Annotated in this window: 19 protein-coding genes; 7 read left to right on the plus strand and 12 right to left on the minus strand. The window is 25.3% G+C overall.

Features of this window, described 5'->3' with window-relative positions; all coding sequences use genetic code 11:
• Positions 1 to 28: 28 nt before the first annotated feature.
• The 4 genes from ACTTAQ_RS04430 to rpsF all read right to left on the minus strand — a co-directional run bounded on the left by ACTTAQ_RS04430 (position 29) and on the right by rpsF (position 2,567).
• The gene (locus tag ACTTAQ_RS04430) at positions 29 to 1,450 is read right to left on the minus strand and encodes a replicative DNA helicase (RefSeq protein WP_440695901.1); all 1,422 of its coding nucleotides are present in this window, start codon (positions 1,448 to 1,450) and stop codon (positions 29 to 31) included.
• 71 nt (positions 1,451 to 1,521) lie between these two features.
• Positions 1,522 to 1,971 (minus strand): 50S ribosomal protein L9, encoded by a 450-nt coding sequence (rplI, locus tag ACTTAQ_RS04435; RefSeq protein WP_440695903.1) that lies wholly within the window; start codon positions 1,969 to 1,971, stop codon positions 1,522 to 1,524.
• Positions 1,972 to 1,973: 2 nt separating this feature from the next.
• Complete coding sequence (gene rpsR, locus ACTTAQ_RS04440; protein ID WP_440695905.1) at positions 1,974 to 2,240, minus strand: 30S ribosomal protein S18; 267 nt, start codon at positions 2,238 to 2,240, stop codon at positions 1,974 to 1,976.
• Positions 2,241 to 2,567 carry a 30S ribosomal protein S6 gene (rpsF, locus tag ACTTAQ_RS04445; protein ID WP_440695907.1) on the minus strand — a complete coding sequence of 109 codons (327 nt, stop codon included), beginning with the start codon at positions 2,565 to 2,567 and terminating at the stop codon, positions 2,241 to 2,243. It abuts the gene before it with no gap.
• Between the two features lie 79 nt (positions 2,568 to 2,646).
• Between rpsF and fabD the strand changes: the two genes are divergently transcribed.
• Genes fabD through gmk form a run of 4 tightly spaced genes read left to right on the plus strand, consistent with a single transcriptional unit; the run spans position 2,647 to position 5,210 of the window.
• A complete protein-coding gene (gene fabD / locus ACTTAQ_RS04450; RefSeq protein WP_440695908.1) occupies positions 2,647 to 3,573 on the plus strand; it encodes an ACP S-malonyltransferase in 927 nt (308 codons plus the stop codon).
• Positions 3,566 to 4,300: a 3-oxoacyl-[acyl-carrier-protein] reductase gene (fabG, locus tag ACTTAQ_RS04455; RefSeq protein WP_440695910.1), complete on the plus strand. Its 735-nt coding sequence runs from the start codon at positions 3,566 to 3,568 to the stop codon at positions 4,298 to 4,300. The genes fabD and fabG overlap by 8 nt, the downstream gene beginning before the upstream one ends.
• A 51-nt stretch (positions 4,301 to 4,351) precedes the next feature.
• Entirely contained in the window at positions 4,352 to 4,588 is a 237-nt protein-coding gene (locus ACTTAQ_RS04460) for an acyl carrier protein (RefSeq protein WP_440680221.1), read from the plus strand.
• A gap of 7 nt (positions 4,589 to 4,595) precedes the next feature.
• Positions 4,596 to 5,210, plus strand: coding sequence for a guanylate kinase (gmk, locus tag ACTTAQ_RS04465; protein WP_440695912.1), 615 nt, complete (start codon positions 4,596 to 4,598; stop codon positions 5,208 to 5,210).
• Here the strand turns inward: gmk and rsmA are convergent.
• From rsmA to ACTTAQ_RS04495, 6 genes are read right to left on the minus strand one after another with little or no spacing between them, the layout of a single operon-like run.
• Complete coding sequence (gene rsmA / locus ACTTAQ_RS04470; protein ID WP_440695914.1) at positions 5,205 to 5,972, minus strand: 16S rRNA (adenine(1518)-N(6)/adenine(1519)-N(6))-dimethyltransferase RsmA; 768 nt, start codon at positions 5,970 to 5,972, stop codon at positions 5,205 to 5,207. The genes gmk and rsmA overlap by 6 nt on opposite strands.
• Positions 5,965 to 6,864, minus strand: coding sequence for a 4-hydroxythreonine-4-phosphate dehydrogenase PdxA (locus ACTTAQ_RS04475; RefSeq protein WP_440695916.1), 900 nt, complete (start codon positions 6,862 to 6,864; stop codon positions 5,965 to 5,967). Before ACTTAQ_RS04475 ends, rsmA begins: the two co-directional genes overlap by 8 nt.
• A complete protein-coding gene (locus ACTTAQ_RS04480) occupies positions 6,864 to 7,424 on the minus strand; it encodes a hypothetical protein (protein WP_440695918.1) in 561 nt (186 codons plus the stop codon). The genes ACTTAQ_RS04475 and ACTTAQ_RS04480 overlap by 1 nt, the downstream gene beginning before the upstream one ends.
• A gap of 3 nt (positions 7,425 to 7,427) precedes the next feature.
• Complete coding sequence (locus ACTTAQ_RS04485) at positions 7,428 to 9,761, minus strand: LPS-assembly protein LptD (protein ID WP_440695920.1); 2,334 nt, start codon at positions 9,759 to 9,761, stop codon at positions 7,428 to 7,430.
• A complete protein-coding gene (locus tag ACTTAQ_RS04490; RefSeq protein ID WP_440695922.1) occupies positions 9,754 to 10,851 on the minus strand; it encodes an LptF/LptG family permease in 1,098 nt (365 codons plus the stop codon). The genes ACTTAQ_RS04485 and ACTTAQ_RS04490 overlap by 8 nt, the downstream gene beginning before the upstream one ends.
• Entirely contained in the window at positions 10,848 to 11,927 is a 1,080-nt protein-coding gene (locus tag ACTTAQ_RS04495) for an LptF/LptG family permease (RefSeq protein ID WP_440695924.1), read from the minus strand. The genes ACTTAQ_RS04490 and ACTTAQ_RS04495 overlap by 4 nt, the downstream gene beginning before the upstream one ends.
• 28 nt (positions 11,928 to 11,955) lie before the next feature.
• On the opposite strand from ACTTAQ_RS04495, the gene ACTTAQ_RS04500 reads away from it, so the two are divergent.
• Positions 11,956 to 13,416, plus strand: a complete 1,461-nt coding sequence (locus tag ACTTAQ_RS04500) for a leucyl aminopeptidase (RefSeq protein ID WP_440695926.1) — start codon at positions 11,956 to 11,958, stop codon at positions 13,414 to 13,416.
• Positions 13,409 to 13,813: a nucleoside-diphosphate kinase gene (gene ndk / locus ACTTAQ_RS04505; protein WP_440695928.1), complete on the plus strand. Its 405-nt coding sequence runs from the start codon at positions 13,409 to 13,411 to the stop codon at positions 13,811 to 13,813. Before ACTTAQ_RS04500 ends, ndk begins: the two co-directional genes overlap by 8 nt.
• Here the strand turns inward: ndk and purN are convergent.
• Both purN and purM read right to left on the minus strand, forming a co-directional pair.
• Positions 13,810 to 14,376: a phosphoribosylglycinamide formyltransferase gene (purN, locus tag ACTTAQ_RS04510; protein WP_440695930.1), complete on the minus strand. Its 567-nt coding sequence runs from the start codon at positions 14,374 to 14,376 to the stop codon at positions 13,810 to 13,812. The two genes, ndk and purN, sit on opposite strands and share 4 nt — an antisense overlap.
• A complete protein-coding gene (purM, locus tag ACTTAQ_RS04515) occupies positions 14,357 to 15,391 on the minus strand; it encodes a phosphoribosylformylglycinamidine cyclo-ligase (RefSeq protein WP_440695932.1) in 1,035 nt (344 codons plus the stop codon). The genes purN and purM overlap by 20 nt, the downstream gene beginning before the upstream one ends.
• Here purM and ACTTAQ_RS04520 point away from each other — a divergent pair.
• The coding region (locus tag ACTTAQ_RS04520; protein WP_440695934.1) for a hypothetical protein at positions 15,386 to 16,224 on the plus strand (839 nt) is incomplete at its 3' end. The genes purM and ACTTAQ_RS04520 overlap by 6 nt on opposite strands.

Below are 16,224 nucleotides of genomic sequence, written 5' to 3' on the forward strand. Positions count from 1 at the left end.
ATTTAATTAGAAAAAAAGTAACTATTTTTTAATTACTTGCATCTTTAAATTTAGTAAATGCGCTTTCAAATTCAAGCTTGATTAGCCCCGTAGGTCCATGCCTTTGTTTACCAATAATAATTTCAGCTTGATTGTGTACTTGATTCATTTTTTCTTGCCATTCTACATGCTCTGCAGTCCCTAGCTTGGGTTCTTGCTTTTCAAGATAATATTGCTCTCTAAATACAAACATCACTACATCGGCATCTTGTTCAATTGACCCTGATTCTCTTAAATCAGCTAATTGAGGTTTTTTATCTTCCCTTTGTTCTACCTGTCTAGATAATTGGGATAATGCTAATACTGGAACATCAAGTTCTTTTGCCAAAGCTTTTAAACCCTGGGTAATTTCAGCTATTTCCAAAACTCTACCTTCATTTCTATACCCAGATGATTTCATTAATTGAATATAATCAATTACAATTAAGTCTAATCCCTGTTTTCTTTTTAGTCTTCTTGCACGGTTACTAAGTGCTGAAATTGTTATTGCTGGGGTATCATCAATATGCAGTGGTAAATTTTCTAAATTTTTTGATGCTTCAATAAATTTTTCAAAATCTTCTTGATTAATCTTTCCCCTTCTTATGTCATTTGATTTTATTCTAGATTGTTCAGATAAAATTCTAGTAGAGAGTTGTTCTGATGACATTTCTAGTGAAAAAAATGCTACTGAAGTTTTTTTATTTTGTTTTTGAATATTTTCAGCTGCATTAAATGCAATATTTGTTGCAAGGGCAGTTTTACCCATTGAAGGTCTACCTGCGATAATTATTAGATCTTGTTTGTGTAGCCCGCCTAATCTATCATCAAGATCTGTCAGTCCAGATGGAACGCCAACTATTCCTTGGTCATTTTTATAAGCCGCTGTTGCCATATCAATTGTTTCTTTAAGCGCATCTTTAAATGTTACAAAACTTCTTTGAAATTCTCCCCGTTCTGCAATTTCAAAAAGTTTTCTTTCTGTATTTTCTAAAATATTTGTTCCACTTATTTCTAATTCTTTATTTTTACTGTCTTCAAGTGTTTCCTCACTAATTTTAATTAGTTGTCTTCTGATATATAGGTCGGAGAGTAATTTTGAATAATGTTTGATTTGATTCTTAGTAGTAGAAACTTTAGTTAATTTTAAAAGATATTCTAAGCCACCAATTTCTGTCAACTCTTGATTATCATTAAAAAAATTTTTTATTGTTATTGGGTTAGCGAGTAATCCTTTGGATATTAAATTTGAAATAATCTTATAAATTTTTTGATGTATTGTGTCATGAAAATGACCTTCATTGATTTCATCAGTTATTTCATCAAAAAGTTCATTATTTTCTAAAATTGAACCAAGAACTGTTTGCTCCGCCTCAATATTTTTTGGTATATGATTTTTATTAATATTTAGGTTAATTAGCTCTGTGCTCATGAGCTATAATTATACTCATAGTAATATTTTTCATTTTAAAAATATTTTTTTTAATGTGGAAAAGTTAACAATTATTCTTTAGGAACAACTTCTAACAAAACTTCAGATTGAACTTCAGCATGAAGATTTACAAGAAACTTATATTCACCTTTTGATTTAATATTCGCAGGAAGCTCAATTTGCTCAGGTTTAATTTCAACCTTAGAAGAATTTATTATTTCACTACAAATTTCTTTAATTGTAACTGAACCATAAAGGTTTCCATTTTCCATTATTTCTTTTCGCACAGTAATTTTAACTGCCTTAAGTTTTTCTGAAATTTCAATTGCTTTATTTTTCTCAATTTCATTTTTTTTAATTATTTCAGCTTTTTTAGTTTCAAAATGAGCAATATTTTCTTTGGTAGGCAATAATGCTTTGCCTTTTTTTAATAAATAATTTCTACCAAAACCATCTTTTACATTTACTTTTTGTCCGATAGTTCCAAGTTTCTTTATATTTTCTAGTAAAATTACTTTCATGATTAATTTCCTACGTAAGGTAATAGAGCTAATGCTCGTGCTTTTTTAATCTCTCTAACTAGAATTTTTTGTTTACCATGTGATACATTTGTAATTCTTGTAGGTAATATTTTAGCAGAGTCTGAAATATATTTTTTCAATAATTTTATATTTTTGTAATTAAGTTCTTCAATATTTTTTTTTGCTAAGGGGCAACTTTTTTTTCCAATTTGTGATAATTTTGACGAAAGACCAAAGCTACTTTTTTTCTTGAATTGTTTTTTTTTCATTTATTTTTTTTCTTTTGCAAGTTCAGAATCTTCTTTAGGAAGATTCTTAATTTTCATAGATAAGTATTTTATTACTTTATCATTAAATTTTTCAAATTCTTCAATAGCTCTTATTGTTTTGTTATCACCTTCCAAATATAAATTTCTGTAATATCCTTTGTTATTTTTTTTTATTGGATAAGCCAAATTACGTAAGCCCCAATCTTCAATCTTACAAATTTTGCCTGAAGATTTTTTTACAATTTCCTCAATTCTGTTCTCTATGCTCTCCATATCTTTTTTATTAGCTTCTGGAGCAGCGATGTATGTATGTTCGTATATATTCACAATTATAATTATTTAATTTAAAAAAATGGTTTGATATAAGAGTATTAATTTTAATTCAATAGATATATTCTTATTAAAAATGACTAAATGTATAGTTTTTCCAGGCCAAGGATCCCAATATTTAGGCATGGGAAAGTATTTGAAAGAGAATTTTGATGTCTCTAAGAGAGTATTTGAGGAAGTTGACAGTGCGTTAAATCAAAATTTAAGCAAAATAATTTTTGGCGAAGATGTTAAAAAATTGAACTTAACAGAGAATACTCAACCTGCAATTATGGCAGTGAGTATTGCAACTTTTGAAGCTTTGAAAAAAGAAAAAGCTGTTAATATTAGTGATTTCAACTTATGCGCTGGACACTCTCTTGGTGAATATAGTGCATTGGTAGCCTCTGAATCAATCAAACTTTCCGACGCGGCTAAAATTTTAAAAAAAAGAGGTCAAGCAATGCAAAACGCTGTACCAGTTGGAGAAGGTAGCATGGCAGCAGTTTTGAATACAGATATAGATAGCCTAGAAAAATTTATTTTGGAAAAAAATTTTCAGACTGTAGAAATTTCAAATGATAATTGCCCAGGACAATGTGTTATAAGTGGATCCAAGTCAGAAGTTGATGAAATTGTAATTTTATTAAAAGAAGAATTAAAAAAAAAATCTATATCTTTGCCAGTCAGTGCTCCTTTTCATTGTAGTATGATGAAACCTGCTGCTGAAGAATTAAAAAATTACATGGTAGATTTCAAATTTAGTGATCCTAAAATTCCTTTAGTGTCAAATGTGAGTGCAAAAGCCGAACACTTGAGCGATGAAATAAAAAACTTGCTAATTAAATGTGTTTTTTCAAGAGTTAAATGGAGAGATACAGTTGGTTATTTTTCAAACAATAAAATATTAGAGGCTGTAGAATGTGGTCCCGGTAAAGCTTTGACAAATATGTTTAAAAGATTTGAATTTGAAATTAAATGTTTAAAACTCGATAATGTGGAGGATATAAGAAATTATGAATAGTTTAAAAAATAAAAAAGTAATTATTACTGGTGGGTCGAGAGGTATAGGATTATCGGTGTTGGAAGCACTTTATAAACTTGATGCAGAAATTTTAACCATTGGTTCTAATTCTAACAATTTAGAAAATTTAAAAAAAAAATTCCCTAATATTAAAATTGAACAATTAAATTTAAAAAATCAAAATGACGTAGTACAGCAGTTTCCAAGGCTCATAGACTCACTTGGCGGTATTGATATTCTAATTAATAATGCAGGAATTACTAAAGATAATTTAACTTTAAGAATGAAAGAAGAAGAATGGAATGATGTAATAGATGTTAACTTAAATTCAGTTTTTTTTGCATGTCAAACTGCAATAAAAGCTATGATTAAAAATAAATCAGGCAGTATAGTTAATATAACTTCTGTTGTTGGGCATACTGGTAATGCCGGTCAAGCTAATTACACAGCTTCAAAGGCAGGTGTTGTTGCAATGACCAAATCATTGGCAAAGGAATATGCCAAAAAAAATATTAGAGTAAATTGTGTATCCCCAGGTTTTATTGCTACAGATATGACTAAAGATTTAAAAGAAGAATACAAAAATGAGTTATTAAAAAATATTCCAATTAATAGACTAGGGACAGGAGAAGATATCGCAAATGCTGTAATTTTTCTTTGCTCTGATGATTCTTCATATATAACAGGTGAGACAATACATGTGAATGGTGGGATGTATATGGCTTGATTAAGTTAAATTAATCATTTAAAGAAATATTTTAAACAAAAAGGAGAATTTATGAGCGATGTTAGGGAAAAAGTAAAAAAAATTATTGTTGATCACCTGGGTGTTGATGCAGCTAAAGTAACAGACGAGGCAAGCTTTATTGATGATCTTGGCGCTGATAGCTTGGATACTGTAGAGTTAGTTATGGCATTCGAAGAAGAATTTGGTTCAGAAATATCTGATAGTGAGGCAGAAAAAATACTAACTGTTGGTGATGCTGTTAAATTTATAGAAAGTAACGCTAAATAATTTTTTTTTGTCATACAGTAGTGGATTATCAATAATTATTTCGTCCCCATCTGGGGCAGGAAAAACTACTATAACCAGGGCAATTTTAAAAAAAATAAAAAAATCTCATTTATCTATTTCTTGTACTACTAGAAAACCTAGAAGTAACGAGCGAGATGGAGTTGACTATTTTTTTGTATCAAAAGAAAAATTTATAAACTTAAAAAAACGTAAAAAATTTTTAGAATATGCAAAGGTTTATGAAAATTATTACGGCACTTTAAAAAGTGAAGTAAAAAACAACTTAAAAAAAAAGAGTTTAGTTTTATTTGATGTAGATTGGCAAGGGGCAAGATCAATTAAAAATAAAATTAATAAAAATTGTTACTCTTTTTTTATACTACCTCCAAATAAGCTTGCTTTAAGACAGCGGCTATTAAAGAGACATAAAGAAGACAAGCATATTGCATTAAAAAGATTTTCATTAGCTAAAAAAGATATAGAACATTGGGGTGAGTACGACTTTATTTTTATAAATGACAATCTTAACAAATGTGTAAAATCAATATTAAAAAAAATTAGATCATTGATCGAAGAAAAAAAACGCATGGACCAAACTTTAAAAATAATAAAAAAATTATAAAATTGAAGTAAAAAAATAATAAGTATCTCTACTTAAGTTTTCCGGTCTTTTTTTAAAATAATTATATAATTTCCATTTATTAATTTGATCTTGTGTAAATATTTTATTTATTTTTTTAGTATTAATTTTTCTTCTTTCATTAAAAAAAATTTGTGTAATTTTTTCTAATTTATGAAAGTTTTCGTCTTTAATTTTATTTTTTTTTAATGCAGTAAATTTTAAAACAACTGTATCAACATTAGGTATTGGATAAAAATTTTTCTTTCCAATTTCTAATTTTTTTTCTATTTTAAAAAAAGCACTACTTAAAATTGATATTCTACCGTATTTTTTTGTATTAATATCTGCAATAATTCTTTCAGCTAATTCTTTTTGAAACATTAAGATCATATTTTCAATACAATTGTATTTATTTTGAATCTTTAACCACTTAATTAAAAGTTGAGCTGATATATTAAACGGTAGATTTGAAATAATAGAAAATTTTTTTTTATTAAATAGTTTATATTCGTCAATTTTTAATGCGTCTTTATTAATAATATGCTGTGCATGTTCAAAATTTTGGTGCTTTACAACTAGATCATTATCAATTTCTAAAGCAAAGAAGTTTTTAGGTTTTTTTTGTATTATTTTTTTTGTTAATGCTAAATTACCTGGACCTATTTCTAGGATATTTTTATTTTTAATATTTTCCAGCTCTATAATTTGATCAGTTAAAGTATCATTGATTAAAAAATTTTGCCCAAATTTTTTTTTAAACATTAAATTTTTCACAAAATTTTATACATTCAATAAAGCTTTGGCTATTTATTTGAGATTTATTTTTATTATTATTTAACTGTTTTGCAGGACCATGATCTGGAGATAATCTAAGGAGGTTTTTACCAATAGTAATATTTATACCTTTAAATTTATTCATCATTTTGAAAGGTATCAATACCTGATCATGATACATACCTAAATAGACCTTATTTTTAAAATCATTAAAAGCAGTATCAGATGATATTGGCCCTATAATATTTACCTTTTTTTTTGAAAAATATTTAACAATAGGCCTTAAGTGAGTTTCATCTTTAGTGCGATTTTGCAAATCTTTGCTCGCATGGGGATTTAAGCCCAAAACTATAATTTGAATTTTTTTTTTTATTTTTTTTTTGTAAAAGTTTTCAATATTTTTTATAGATTGTATTAATTTATTTTTTGTAATTATTTTATCAACATTTTTTATTTCCACATGTGTAGTAAGAGGAGAAACAGAAAATTTATCGCTATATAGCAGCATTGTCTCATTTTTTTTATTGTCAAAATAATATGAAAAAAACTCCGTATATCCAAAAAATTTATTATTCAAAAATTTTTTTTTATCTAAAGGCATGTTAATTATCGCTTGAATTTTTTTTTCTTTAAATAATCTTATTGAAGCTAAAGTTATTTCTTTTAAATATTCAAAATAATTTTTTTTATTCAAATTAATATTAAAAAATATGAACTTGTCTATATTTTTCGAAAAAGAATAAATTTTACAGAAAAGTTTTTTGTCACCTATAAAAAAAATTTTATTCAGTTTGCAATTTTTTAATTTTTTTAATGATTTGACAATAATTTTTTCGTTAATGCTATTATTATCAGTCAATAATATGCTTATATTTTTCATTATAAATATTTTACTAAATATTTTACTTTAATTTGATTAAAAAAAGTTTTTGAATAAATATTTAACTTTTTATTTTTTTCTATTGAAATTATCTTTTCTCTATCTTTTTCTTTTAAGTTCTTACTTTTTATTATTTGATTAATCTCATCAAAATTTACATATAGTTGTTGAGAGTATTTTAAATTTATTAATTTATTCCATTTATCTTGAAGGATTATTTTATTTTTAATATTATCTCTAATATCATCAGTTAGTAATTTATTTTTTTTTTGTAAACTTAGATTTAATTTTTTATTTATTAATTTATCGTTTACATTTAATTTATAGTTTTTCAGCTCTATTTCTTTAATTTTTTCATTTATCATTTGTTGTAAAATTATTGGTTGCTGCTTATTATCTATTTTTACATTATTTAAAAATTCTAGTGTTTTTATTTCTAATAAAAGATCATAATTTGTAATAATTCTATTATTTATTGTTACAAGTGGGCGGAACTCTTGCGCACTGGCCTGAGACATAGATATTAAAATAAAAGAAAGAATGATTTTTATTATTTTCATCTTTTAATTTATTAAGTCAGTTAAGTCTGGACCAAAATTATCCGAAAAAGGTTTTATAGTGATTCCAAAAACTAGTGTTTTTGAAGAGGTTATATCCTTGTCAAAATAGAAATCACGAGAAAGTGTTAATGATGACAATATACAGTCATTTTCAAAATTAATTCCAAATTTTAAATACTCAGAGTTATTTGTTTTTAAATTTCTTTTTGACTCAAAATTAAAATAATAATTATCTCCAATAAGTTTTTTTATATTTATCGAGCCACTCTTTTCAGAACCCACATGGTTGTTTTTTTCTTCAAACTTTAATGCAGTATAAAATTTATTATAACTACCAGATAATATTGTATTATTGCTTACCATCTCTGAAAAATCATTTTCAATATTAAAATTATGATTTATTGTTAAATTATTATTTTTAAAATTACTAAGAAAACTAATTTTATCCTCATTCCTTATATTCAAATCTACCTCATCACCATTTAAACTATATTTAAAGTATCCAACTATATCTGAGGAAGAATTATTTAAAGACGATTTATTAGGCATTAATTTTTCTCTATCTTTTCTTAAAACTTGCCCTAAGCCCAAACTTGTTGTTATCTTTGTAAAATTTGAATTTTTTTTATTCTTATTGAATGTATAGTCAAAACCATGACCTATACTAGCTCCAACCTCGGGGGTATCAAGGTTATTAGTTCTATTCATGGAAAAAACATCAGAAAAATTTAATAGCTTTTCACTGTCATAAGCATTTAGCATTTTTCCACTTGTGTATTTTAAAAAAATTCTTGGAGTTAGAATCTGATAAGAATTCTTTGAGAATTTTACAAATGGCAGTGTGTTATCTAAAGCAAAAGTAAAGTAATTATCAATATTAGTATTATCTTTTTGATTTGAAACATCATCATTATAAATATTATTATTGTAGAGTGAAAGTTTTGCTACAGAGCTAATTCCATTATTTTTAAAAACTATTCCCTTGCTATCAAATGATATATTATTTCTAATTTTAAATTGCTTTTGATTTTTTGAGAATTTTTTTCCTTGAAATAAAGTATTAAAATTAGAATTAAAATTAGCAAATTTTTTATTTAATGAAAAAACTCCATCTGGAAGATAATAGGTATACTTACTATTGTCTGATATATCCAAGTTTTCAAAAACACCAATTTTGGTACTAAATCTTTTATTAGAGTCACTTCCTGAAATCTGAAAACTATTTTCCAATGATCTAATATCATTTTTAAATAATTTAGTATTTATTTTATTTACTCTTAAAAAATTTTGCTGTGATACTCTCTGTAATTTAAATTCTATTTGATTTTCATTAAATAAAGTACTTGGAATATTTCCACTGTAATTTGCAAATAAATAGTTCCTAGATCCTTTTGTACGGCCTGTTTTATTAAGATTTTTGTAACCTTTTGAATAGCCATTTTCTATTATGAGACTGCCATTTTTAAAAGCTTGTCTATAAGACGACCTAAGAAAATCATATTCATCAGAATAGTACGTTGGTGTTAGTGTAAGGTCTTTATCATCATTAATTGCCCAAAAATAAGGAATTTGGATTGTTCTCCCAATATTTGTTAAAGTTTTTGCCACAGGTGGCAAAAATCCACTCTGTCTCTTTACTGATGGATCAGGATGAGAAATATATGGAGAGTAAAAAACTGGTATTTTTTTTAATTTTAAAACTGCATTTTTATGAGTAACTCTTTTTTTATTTTTATCGTGAATGATCTTTTTACTGTTCAAAGACCATGATGGGCAAAACTCATTTTTATTATTTTTTACATTTGAACATGTTGTAAATTTTGCAGCATTCAAATTTGTTATATTATTTTTTTTGTTTATTATGATTTTTTTTGAAGATAAAAAAGATCCATCCGATATATTGGCTTCAATTTCGTTCCCATACCCTATTTGAGTATTTTCATTGTACTTAAAACTATTGAAAAAAAATTTATTATCTTCTTTATCTATTAAAACTACGTTACCTATAGCTTCTATAACTTTGTTATTTGCGTTATATGTAAAAGTATTAGCAGTTAAAATATTTTCACCATCAATATATTTGGAATTATTTTTTGTTATAATTAAATTTTTATTTCTATAGTATAAAATTTGGTCTGCATAAATTTTCTTTCCAGACGAGTGTATTGCATTAGCATTTCCATCTGCTTTAATTAAATTTTTGGCATCATCATATTCAATTTTTTTTGCTTTTATTTCAAATAATTCATTACCTTGTACTTTTTTTATAGGAATGAATATTGAAAAAATAAAAAGTATTAAAAATATTTTACGAATAATTGAAAAAAAATTAATCATAGCTTCTTATTAAACTATAAATAGAATAAATCATTAGCAATATAACCGGCATCCAAACAGATAAAATGAGAGGTATTTTTCCACTTTCCCCCAAAGCAATTGATAAATCATTGAAAAAGTAAACAACAATACCAATTAAAATACCTAAAAATATATAAATAAAATTATTAAAACTATAATTTACCTTTATTGTAAAAATAGTAGAAATAATAATCATTGAAAATAATAAAAAAGGTAATGATAATTGTTTATTGAGTTTAATAATTAACTCTTGACCATAATAACCCCTGTCTCTTATTTCTTCTAACTGGCTATTAATGTTCCAGATTGAATAAATGTCTGAATTACTAAAATAACTTTTTAATTTCCCCAAATTAATTGCACTAGTATAAATATAATTTTTTAAACTCCTGACAGATGTTTCTGAGGTAATATTTACATTATGTAAATGCCATTCATTATTTTTTATAGTAGCTTGTTCACCTGCGATCCTTTCTTTAAATATTTCATTATTAAATATATATATTGTAATGTTTTTAAGTTTAGAGAAATTTTCTTCAGTGTTTCTATCAGCTCTAATTATTAATTTTTCCACACCTTTGTTTTCTTTTATCCATATACCGGTGTTGCTCATAATTAGTAAATTATCATTATCTGAATATTTTTGCTTAACACTTTCATAATATTTAGATAATTGTGATGTAACAGGTGTAAATACAGTAATAATTATAATACCTAAAAAAAAAGAAAATATAGCTGGCACCAGTGTTATAAAGTTTAATGAAAATCCTGATAAGCTCATTGGACTTATTTCATTGTTTTTCAAAAATTTAACGTAAAAAAAAATACCTGAAAAAAGAAAAATAAAAGGAGAAAAATTAAAAATCAGTGTTGGAGATTTGATTAATGTTAAAATAAAAATCTTTAAAAAAAAATTATTATCAATTTCCTTTTCTTTGAAAAAGATTAATTCTTCAACAAATGTAGTAAGTATAATTAAAGAAGAAAAAATACACGTAAATATTAATAACGAAAAAGCAAATTCTTGAATAAGGTATTTTATTAAAATTTTTGGCGTATATCTTTTCATAACTTATTTTCATTTTTAATTTGCTGAAAAAAGAATAAATTAATAATAGCTATCAGCATTAATAAAATAGAGAGATATGCATAACTTGAATTTATATTTTTTCCGCTCATCCCTAGAGCTATTTGATTTAAAATCAGCAAGGAAATTGATCCAAAAAAAATAAAAAATTTTAATTTTTTCGAATTAATTTTTTCATTATTTGAAAAAATTAAAAAACTTATTAAACTTGTTAAAGCAATTATTAGAAAAGGTTTTATTATTCTTGTATTGATTTCTTCTCTAATTTCTTTTTTTCTATTTTCAGGAATTTGTTTATTGTCTAAATTTGTTATTAACCAATTAAAATTTCGCTCATTAAATTTTGGATAGCTTGTATTTTGAAGTTGATATTTTGAAAAATCAAAAGTTGTTTTTTTAAATTTTATAAAATTAACTGAGTTTTTAGTTTTTTCTTGCGTAGTACCATTGTATAAATTTAAGTATGATGTATTTCCATCTGAAAGAACTTCCCCGCTGGCTGCGGTAATCGTTCTTGATTTTTCATATATAAAAATTCCTCTTAGATTGCCTTTTTTATCATTTTTTTCTACAAATATTGTTAGTCCTCCCAAAGGAGAATTAAAGTTTTTTTCTTTTACCAAGGCATTAATCAGAGTGAATTTTGAATTACCCAAAAGTAGTCTACCTTGATAAGAACTCCAAGGAGCAATAAAATTTGATAAAATGATATTTATAATTAGTGCTAGTAATCCAATATATATACAAATTGAGTATATCTTTAATTTGCTTATTCCAGAAAGCCAATAAATTTGCATTTCATTCTGGCTATCTAATTTAGCAAATAAAAAAAATAATGAGATAATAAAATTCAACAAATATGTATTGTCTAAAATTTTCGGATAACTAAAAATTAGATATTTTACATAAATAGAAACAGGATTTCCAAATTCTGTTATGAGACTTAATAATCTTGCAGCTTGAGAAAACCATACTAGCAAAGAGAATGATAACGAGACAAGGATAAAAATTTTAAAAAACTCAATAAAAAAATATTGGAATATCTTGTTTTTAACCATTTAATGTGTATTAACCGTTGTAATTTATATGTTTAGTATTTCAACAAAATATAGTCAAAACTTTGATTTTAGGGCTATTTTAGTTAACAAAAATTCAAATTTAAAAAATCTTAAAACAGTTTTTGATTTAAAAACTGCTGATGATTTAAAAATAAAAGCATCTAAAAATAAAAGAGGCTATACATTTGTATCTCATCTAAAAAAATCAAAATTTGCAAATCTGTTTTTCTTTAATCTAGAAGAAAGGAAAAATGATTTTGAATATCAAGAGTTAGGAGGGTTAATAATTGAAGAGGCAATAAAGTTAAAAAAAAATGAAATTGAATTATCTCTCGATAGTCTTCCGAAATTATTTATTAAGAACTCTATTATCAAAAATATCTTACTTGGTATGTTATTGAGAAATTATGCTTTTAAAAATTACAAAACAGATCAATTGAATCAAAAAAAAATAATAAAAATAGTTTTAGTACATCCAAATAAATCTTTTTTGAAAAAATCAATTGTGGATGCGATGAATGTTTTTTTAGGTGTTAGTTTAACAAGAGATTTAGTAACTACTCCTTCTAATATACTGAATCCAGGTAAATTTTCAAATGAGGTAAAAAAACTAGGTAAATTCGGTTTAAAAATTGAAATATTGAATGAAGATAGATTAAAAAAAATTGGTATGAATGCTTTGTTGGGCGTTGGTCAAGGCAGTGCGAACAAAAGTTATGTAGCAATAATGAGATGGAATGGTGGTAAAAAAAATTCAAAACCTCTAGCTTTTATTGGCAAGGGTGTTTGTTTTGATACAGGTGGAATTTCTCTTAAACCAGCAAGATTTATGGAAGAAATGAAGTATGATATGGCTGGAGCAGGAACAGTAACTGGTTTGATGAAAACCTTAGCTTGCAGAAAGGCTAAAGTGAATGCAATTGGAATTATTGGCCTAGTCGAAAACATGCCCGATGGTAATGCACAAAGACCAGGTGATGTAGTCAAGTCATTTAGTGGTAAAACTATTGAAATTTTTAATACCGATGCAGAAGGTAGACTTGTTCTTGCTGATTTATTAACCTATGTTGAAAAAAGATTTAAACCTAAATTCATGATTAATTTGGCTACATTAACTGGGGCTATAATTATCTCTTTAGGTAATGAGTATGCAGGTTTATTTTCAAATAATGATCAACTTGCAGATAGAATAAACAAAGTTGGCTACAAAGATAATGAGAAGGCATGGAGACTACCATTGAATAAAAATTTTGACGCATTAATTGACTCTCAAATTGCTGATGTCCAAAATATAAATTACTCTGGTGGAGCTGGATCAATCACTGCGGCTCAATTTTTGCAACGATTTGTGTTAAATAAAACGCCATGGGCACACTTAGATATTGCTGGTATGGCTTGGACAAAAAAAACGACAAAAACTATTCCATTAGGAGCAACAGGTTATGGAGTAAAACTTTTAAATAGATTAGTGGAGGAGTATTATGAGTGAACAGACATTGTCATTAATTAAACCAGATGCTGTAGAAAGAAACTTGATCGGAAAAATAATACAAATTTTTGAAGAAAATAATCTAATAATTGAAAAGATGAAAAAAATTCACGTTGATATGGATTTTGCAAAAACATTTTATTCTGTCCATTCTGACAAACCTTTCTTTAATGATTTGTGCAGTTACATAAGTTCTGGTCCATTAGTTGCAATGGTTTTAAAGGGAGATAATGCAGTTCAAAAAAATAGAGATTTAATGGGTGCAACAAATCCAAAAGATGCAAAACCCGGTACGATTAGAAATTTATATGCAATTTCAATAGATAAAAACTCAGTTCACGGATCAGATTCTATTGAAAATGCTAAAATTGAAATAGATCTATTTTTTAAAGATTAAATTATTTTTTCAAGAGCCTCAGCATAAGCTATGTGCTCTAATTTTAAAATTTTCTTTGCCAAAGTTTTTGGATTATCTGATTTAAGAATTTTAATTTTTTTTTGAATTATTATTTTACCAGAGTCTAGCTTTTCATTTACATGATGGACTGTACATCCAGAAAATTTATATTTTGCCTTAATAGCTCTTTCGTGAGTATTTAGACCTTTTAGTTTTGGTAGGAGAGAGGGGTGAATATTCAATATTGGTATACCTGCTTTTTTTATAAAATTTGAAGATAGTATTCTCATAAATCCAGCCAAGCATATTATTTTAATCTTATTTATTTTAATTAGTCTCAATGCTTTATTTTCAAAAGTAGATAGCTTTTTTTCAATGAAGTAATTTTTAATCTTATTTTTTTTTGCAAAATCCAACCCTTTTGCATTTAATTTATTAGATAATACAAGGCTAACTTGGTATTTGCTTTTTTTAAGCTTAGAACTTTTGATTAAAGCTTTTAGATTCGAACCTCTTCCAGAAATAAATACAGCTACTTTTAATTTAGAACTTAATGTTACCATTAAAAATAATTTTTTTATTATTTGAATTCATAATTTTACCAATTGGGTAGGGTTTATATTTAGTTTTAAAAAAACTCTGTACTTTTTTTAGATTTTTTTCATTTATTATAAGGCAAAATCCTACCCCGCAATTGAATGTTTTTAACATTTCATTATCAGAGATATTGCTTTGTTTTAAAAATTTAAAGATTTTTAAGGTTTTAATTTTATCTAAATCTATCACAGCAGCCTTTCCTTTTGGTAATACTCTTGGTAAATTTTCAGTGATACCACCACCTGTAATATTACAGCATCCATTTAATAAATTTTTTGAGTGGAGTTTCAAAACTTCATTCGTATAAATTTTTGTAGGTTCTAATAATTTTTTTAGGATATTTTTATTTTTAATTTTTTTTAATTTCAATACATGTCTAACAAGCGAAAAACCATTTGAATGTAATCCTGAAGATGGAATAGCTAAAATTAAATTATCTTTTTGTATTTTTTTTCCGTACAAAATTTTAGATTTGTCCACTATTCCAACTGAAAAACCTGCCATATCAAACTTATTTTTTGAATATATACCTGGCATTTCAGCTGTTTCTCCTCCAGCTAAATAACATTTTGAAATTTCACAGCCTTTAGCAATTCCTTTTAATAACTTTTTGTATTTATTTTTTTCAACTTTTCCTATTGCAATGTAATCTAAAAAAAATAACGGTCTTGCACCTTGAACGATCAGATCATTAACGCACATCGCTACCAGATCTATTCCAATTGTATCAAATTTATTTAATTTATTTGCCAACTCTAATTTGGTACCAACGCCGTCAGTAGCTGAAACTAAAACAGGATTTTTAATTTTGTGAGGCTTTAAATCAAATAAGGAGCCAAAGCCTCCAATATTTTTAAAACCAGATAATCTTGACCCTTTAATTTTTGTTTTATTAGATAGGTTTGATATATATTTTACCAATTTATTAGTATTTGATGTATCAACTCCACTTTGCTTGTATGTTAAGGTCTTTTTATGCATTTATTTAAAATATTTTTAACATTGATGTTTGTAATATTATTCTCTGTTAAGGCAAACTCTAGTATTTATATTGTTGATAATTATTCTTTTAAAACATCACTAAAAAAAATAAAAAATAATAGAAATAAAGTTATTGAGGATATAAAGAAAAAATCATTAAATGACTTTTTAAAATCAATTACAATTCAGTCAGATTATAAGAATATTAAAAAAATTAATAATTATCAAAATTATTTTAAATATTTTATTGTCAAAGATGAATTGAAAACAGATAAAGTCTATGAAGTTATATGCAAAATTGAATTTGATAAATTTAAAATTGATGATTTATTAAAATCACAAAATATTAAATATATAAATTTTAAAAGTGATCCTGTTCTAACTATAGTTGTTGAAAAGAAAAATAATGAAATAAATTATTGGTTAAATGACAGTTTTGAAAAAAACTGGAGTAAAAAATCAAATAATCTTATTAATGCGTTTCCTCCAAATAGGGATTTGACTGATATTAATTTTTTAAAAGAAATAGATTCAAAATCTTATCAAATTACCAGAGTTGATCGATTAACAGCGAATTATGGTGTTAGAGATTTTATATTTATAGTTTTAGACCACGATTTAGATAAAGAAAAAGAAAATTTTTTTGTCAAATACCAATTTAATGAATTAAAATTTTCGAAAAAATTTAAACTTAAAGAATTTAACCAAACAAACATTGATGAATTATTTGATAAATTGATTATAGAATTAAATAATTCATGGAAAGAAATTCAAATCTTATCACCATTCAAAAATAATAATTTTGTATTTCATTATACTTTAAAAAAATTATC

The organism is Candidatus Pelagibacter sp. HIMB109, from assembly GCF_052048155.1.
GTDB lineage: Bacteria > Pseudomonadota > Alphaproteobacteria > Pelagibacterales > Pelagibacteraceae > HIMB114.

What these genes read in the sequence shown, in the direction of transcription:
- ACTTAQ_RS04430 (WP_440695901.1), bottom strand. Translation starts at nt 1,450, where the DNA reads ATGAGCACAGAGCTAATTAACCTAAATATTAATAAAAATCATATACCA.
- rplI (WP_440695903.1), bottom strand. Translation starts at nt 1,971, where the DNA reads ATGAAAGTAATTTTACTAGAAAATATAAAGAAACTTGGAACTATCGGA.
- rpsR (WP_440695905.1), bottom strand. Translation starts at nt 2,240, where the DNA reads ATGAAAAAAAAACAATTCAAGAAAAAAAGTAGCTTTGGTCTTTCGTCA.
- fabD (WP_440695908.1), top strand. Translation starts at nt 2,647, where the DNA reads ATGACTAAATGTATAGTTTTTCCAGGCCAAGGATCCCAATATTTAGGC.
- fabG (WP_440695910.1), top strand. Translation starts at nt 3,566, where the DNA reads ATGAATAGTTTAAAAAATAAAAAAGTAATTATTACTGGTGGGTCGAGA.
- ACTTAQ_RS04460 (WP_440680221.1), top strand. Translation starts at nt 4,352, where the DNA reads ATGAGCGATGTTAGGGAAAAAGTAAAAAAAATTATTGTTGATCACCTG.
- rsmA (WP_440695914.1), bottom strand. Translation starts at nt 5,972, where the DNA reads ATGTTTAAAAAAAAATTTGGGCAAAATTTTTTAATCAATGATACTTTA.
- ACTTAQ_RS04475 (WP_440695916.1), bottom strand. Translation starts at nt 6,864, where the DNA reads ATGAAAAATATAAGCATATTATTGACTGATAATAATAGCATTAACGAA.
- ACTTAQ_RS04480 (WP_440695918.1), bottom strand. Translation starts at nt 7,424, where the DNA reads ATGAAAATAATAAAAATCATTCTTTCTTTTATTTTAATATCTATGTCT.
- ACTTAQ_RS04485 (WP_440695920.1), bottom strand. Translation starts at nt 9,761, where the DNA reads ATGATTAATTTTTTTTCAATTATTCGTAAAATATTTTTAATACTTTTT.
- ACTTAQ_RS04490 (WP_440695922.1), bottom strand. Translation starts at nt 10,851, where the DNA reads ATGAAAAGATATACGCCAAAAATTTTAATAAAATACCTTATTCAAGAA.
- ACTTAQ_RS04495 (WP_440695924.1), bottom strand. Translation starts at nt 11,927, where the DNA reads ATGGTTAAAAACAAGATATTCCAATATTTTTTTATTGAGTTTTTTAAA.
- ACTTAQ_RS04500 (WP_440695926.1), top strand. Translation starts at nt 11,956, where the DNA reads ATGTTTAGTATTTCAACAAAATATAGTCAAAACTTTGATTTTAGGGCT.
- ndk (WP_440695928.1), top strand. Translation starts at nt 13,409, where the DNA reads ATGAGTGAACAGACATTGTCATTAATTAAACCAGATGCTGTAGAAAGA.
- purN (WP_440695930.1), bottom strand. Translation starts at nt 14,376, where the DNA reads ATGGTAACATTAAGTTCTAAATTAAAAGTAGCTGTATTTATTTCTGGA.
- purM (WP_440695932.1), bottom strand. Translation starts at nt 15,391, where the DNA reads ATGCATAAAAAGACCTTAACATACAAGCAAAGTGGAGTTGATACATCA.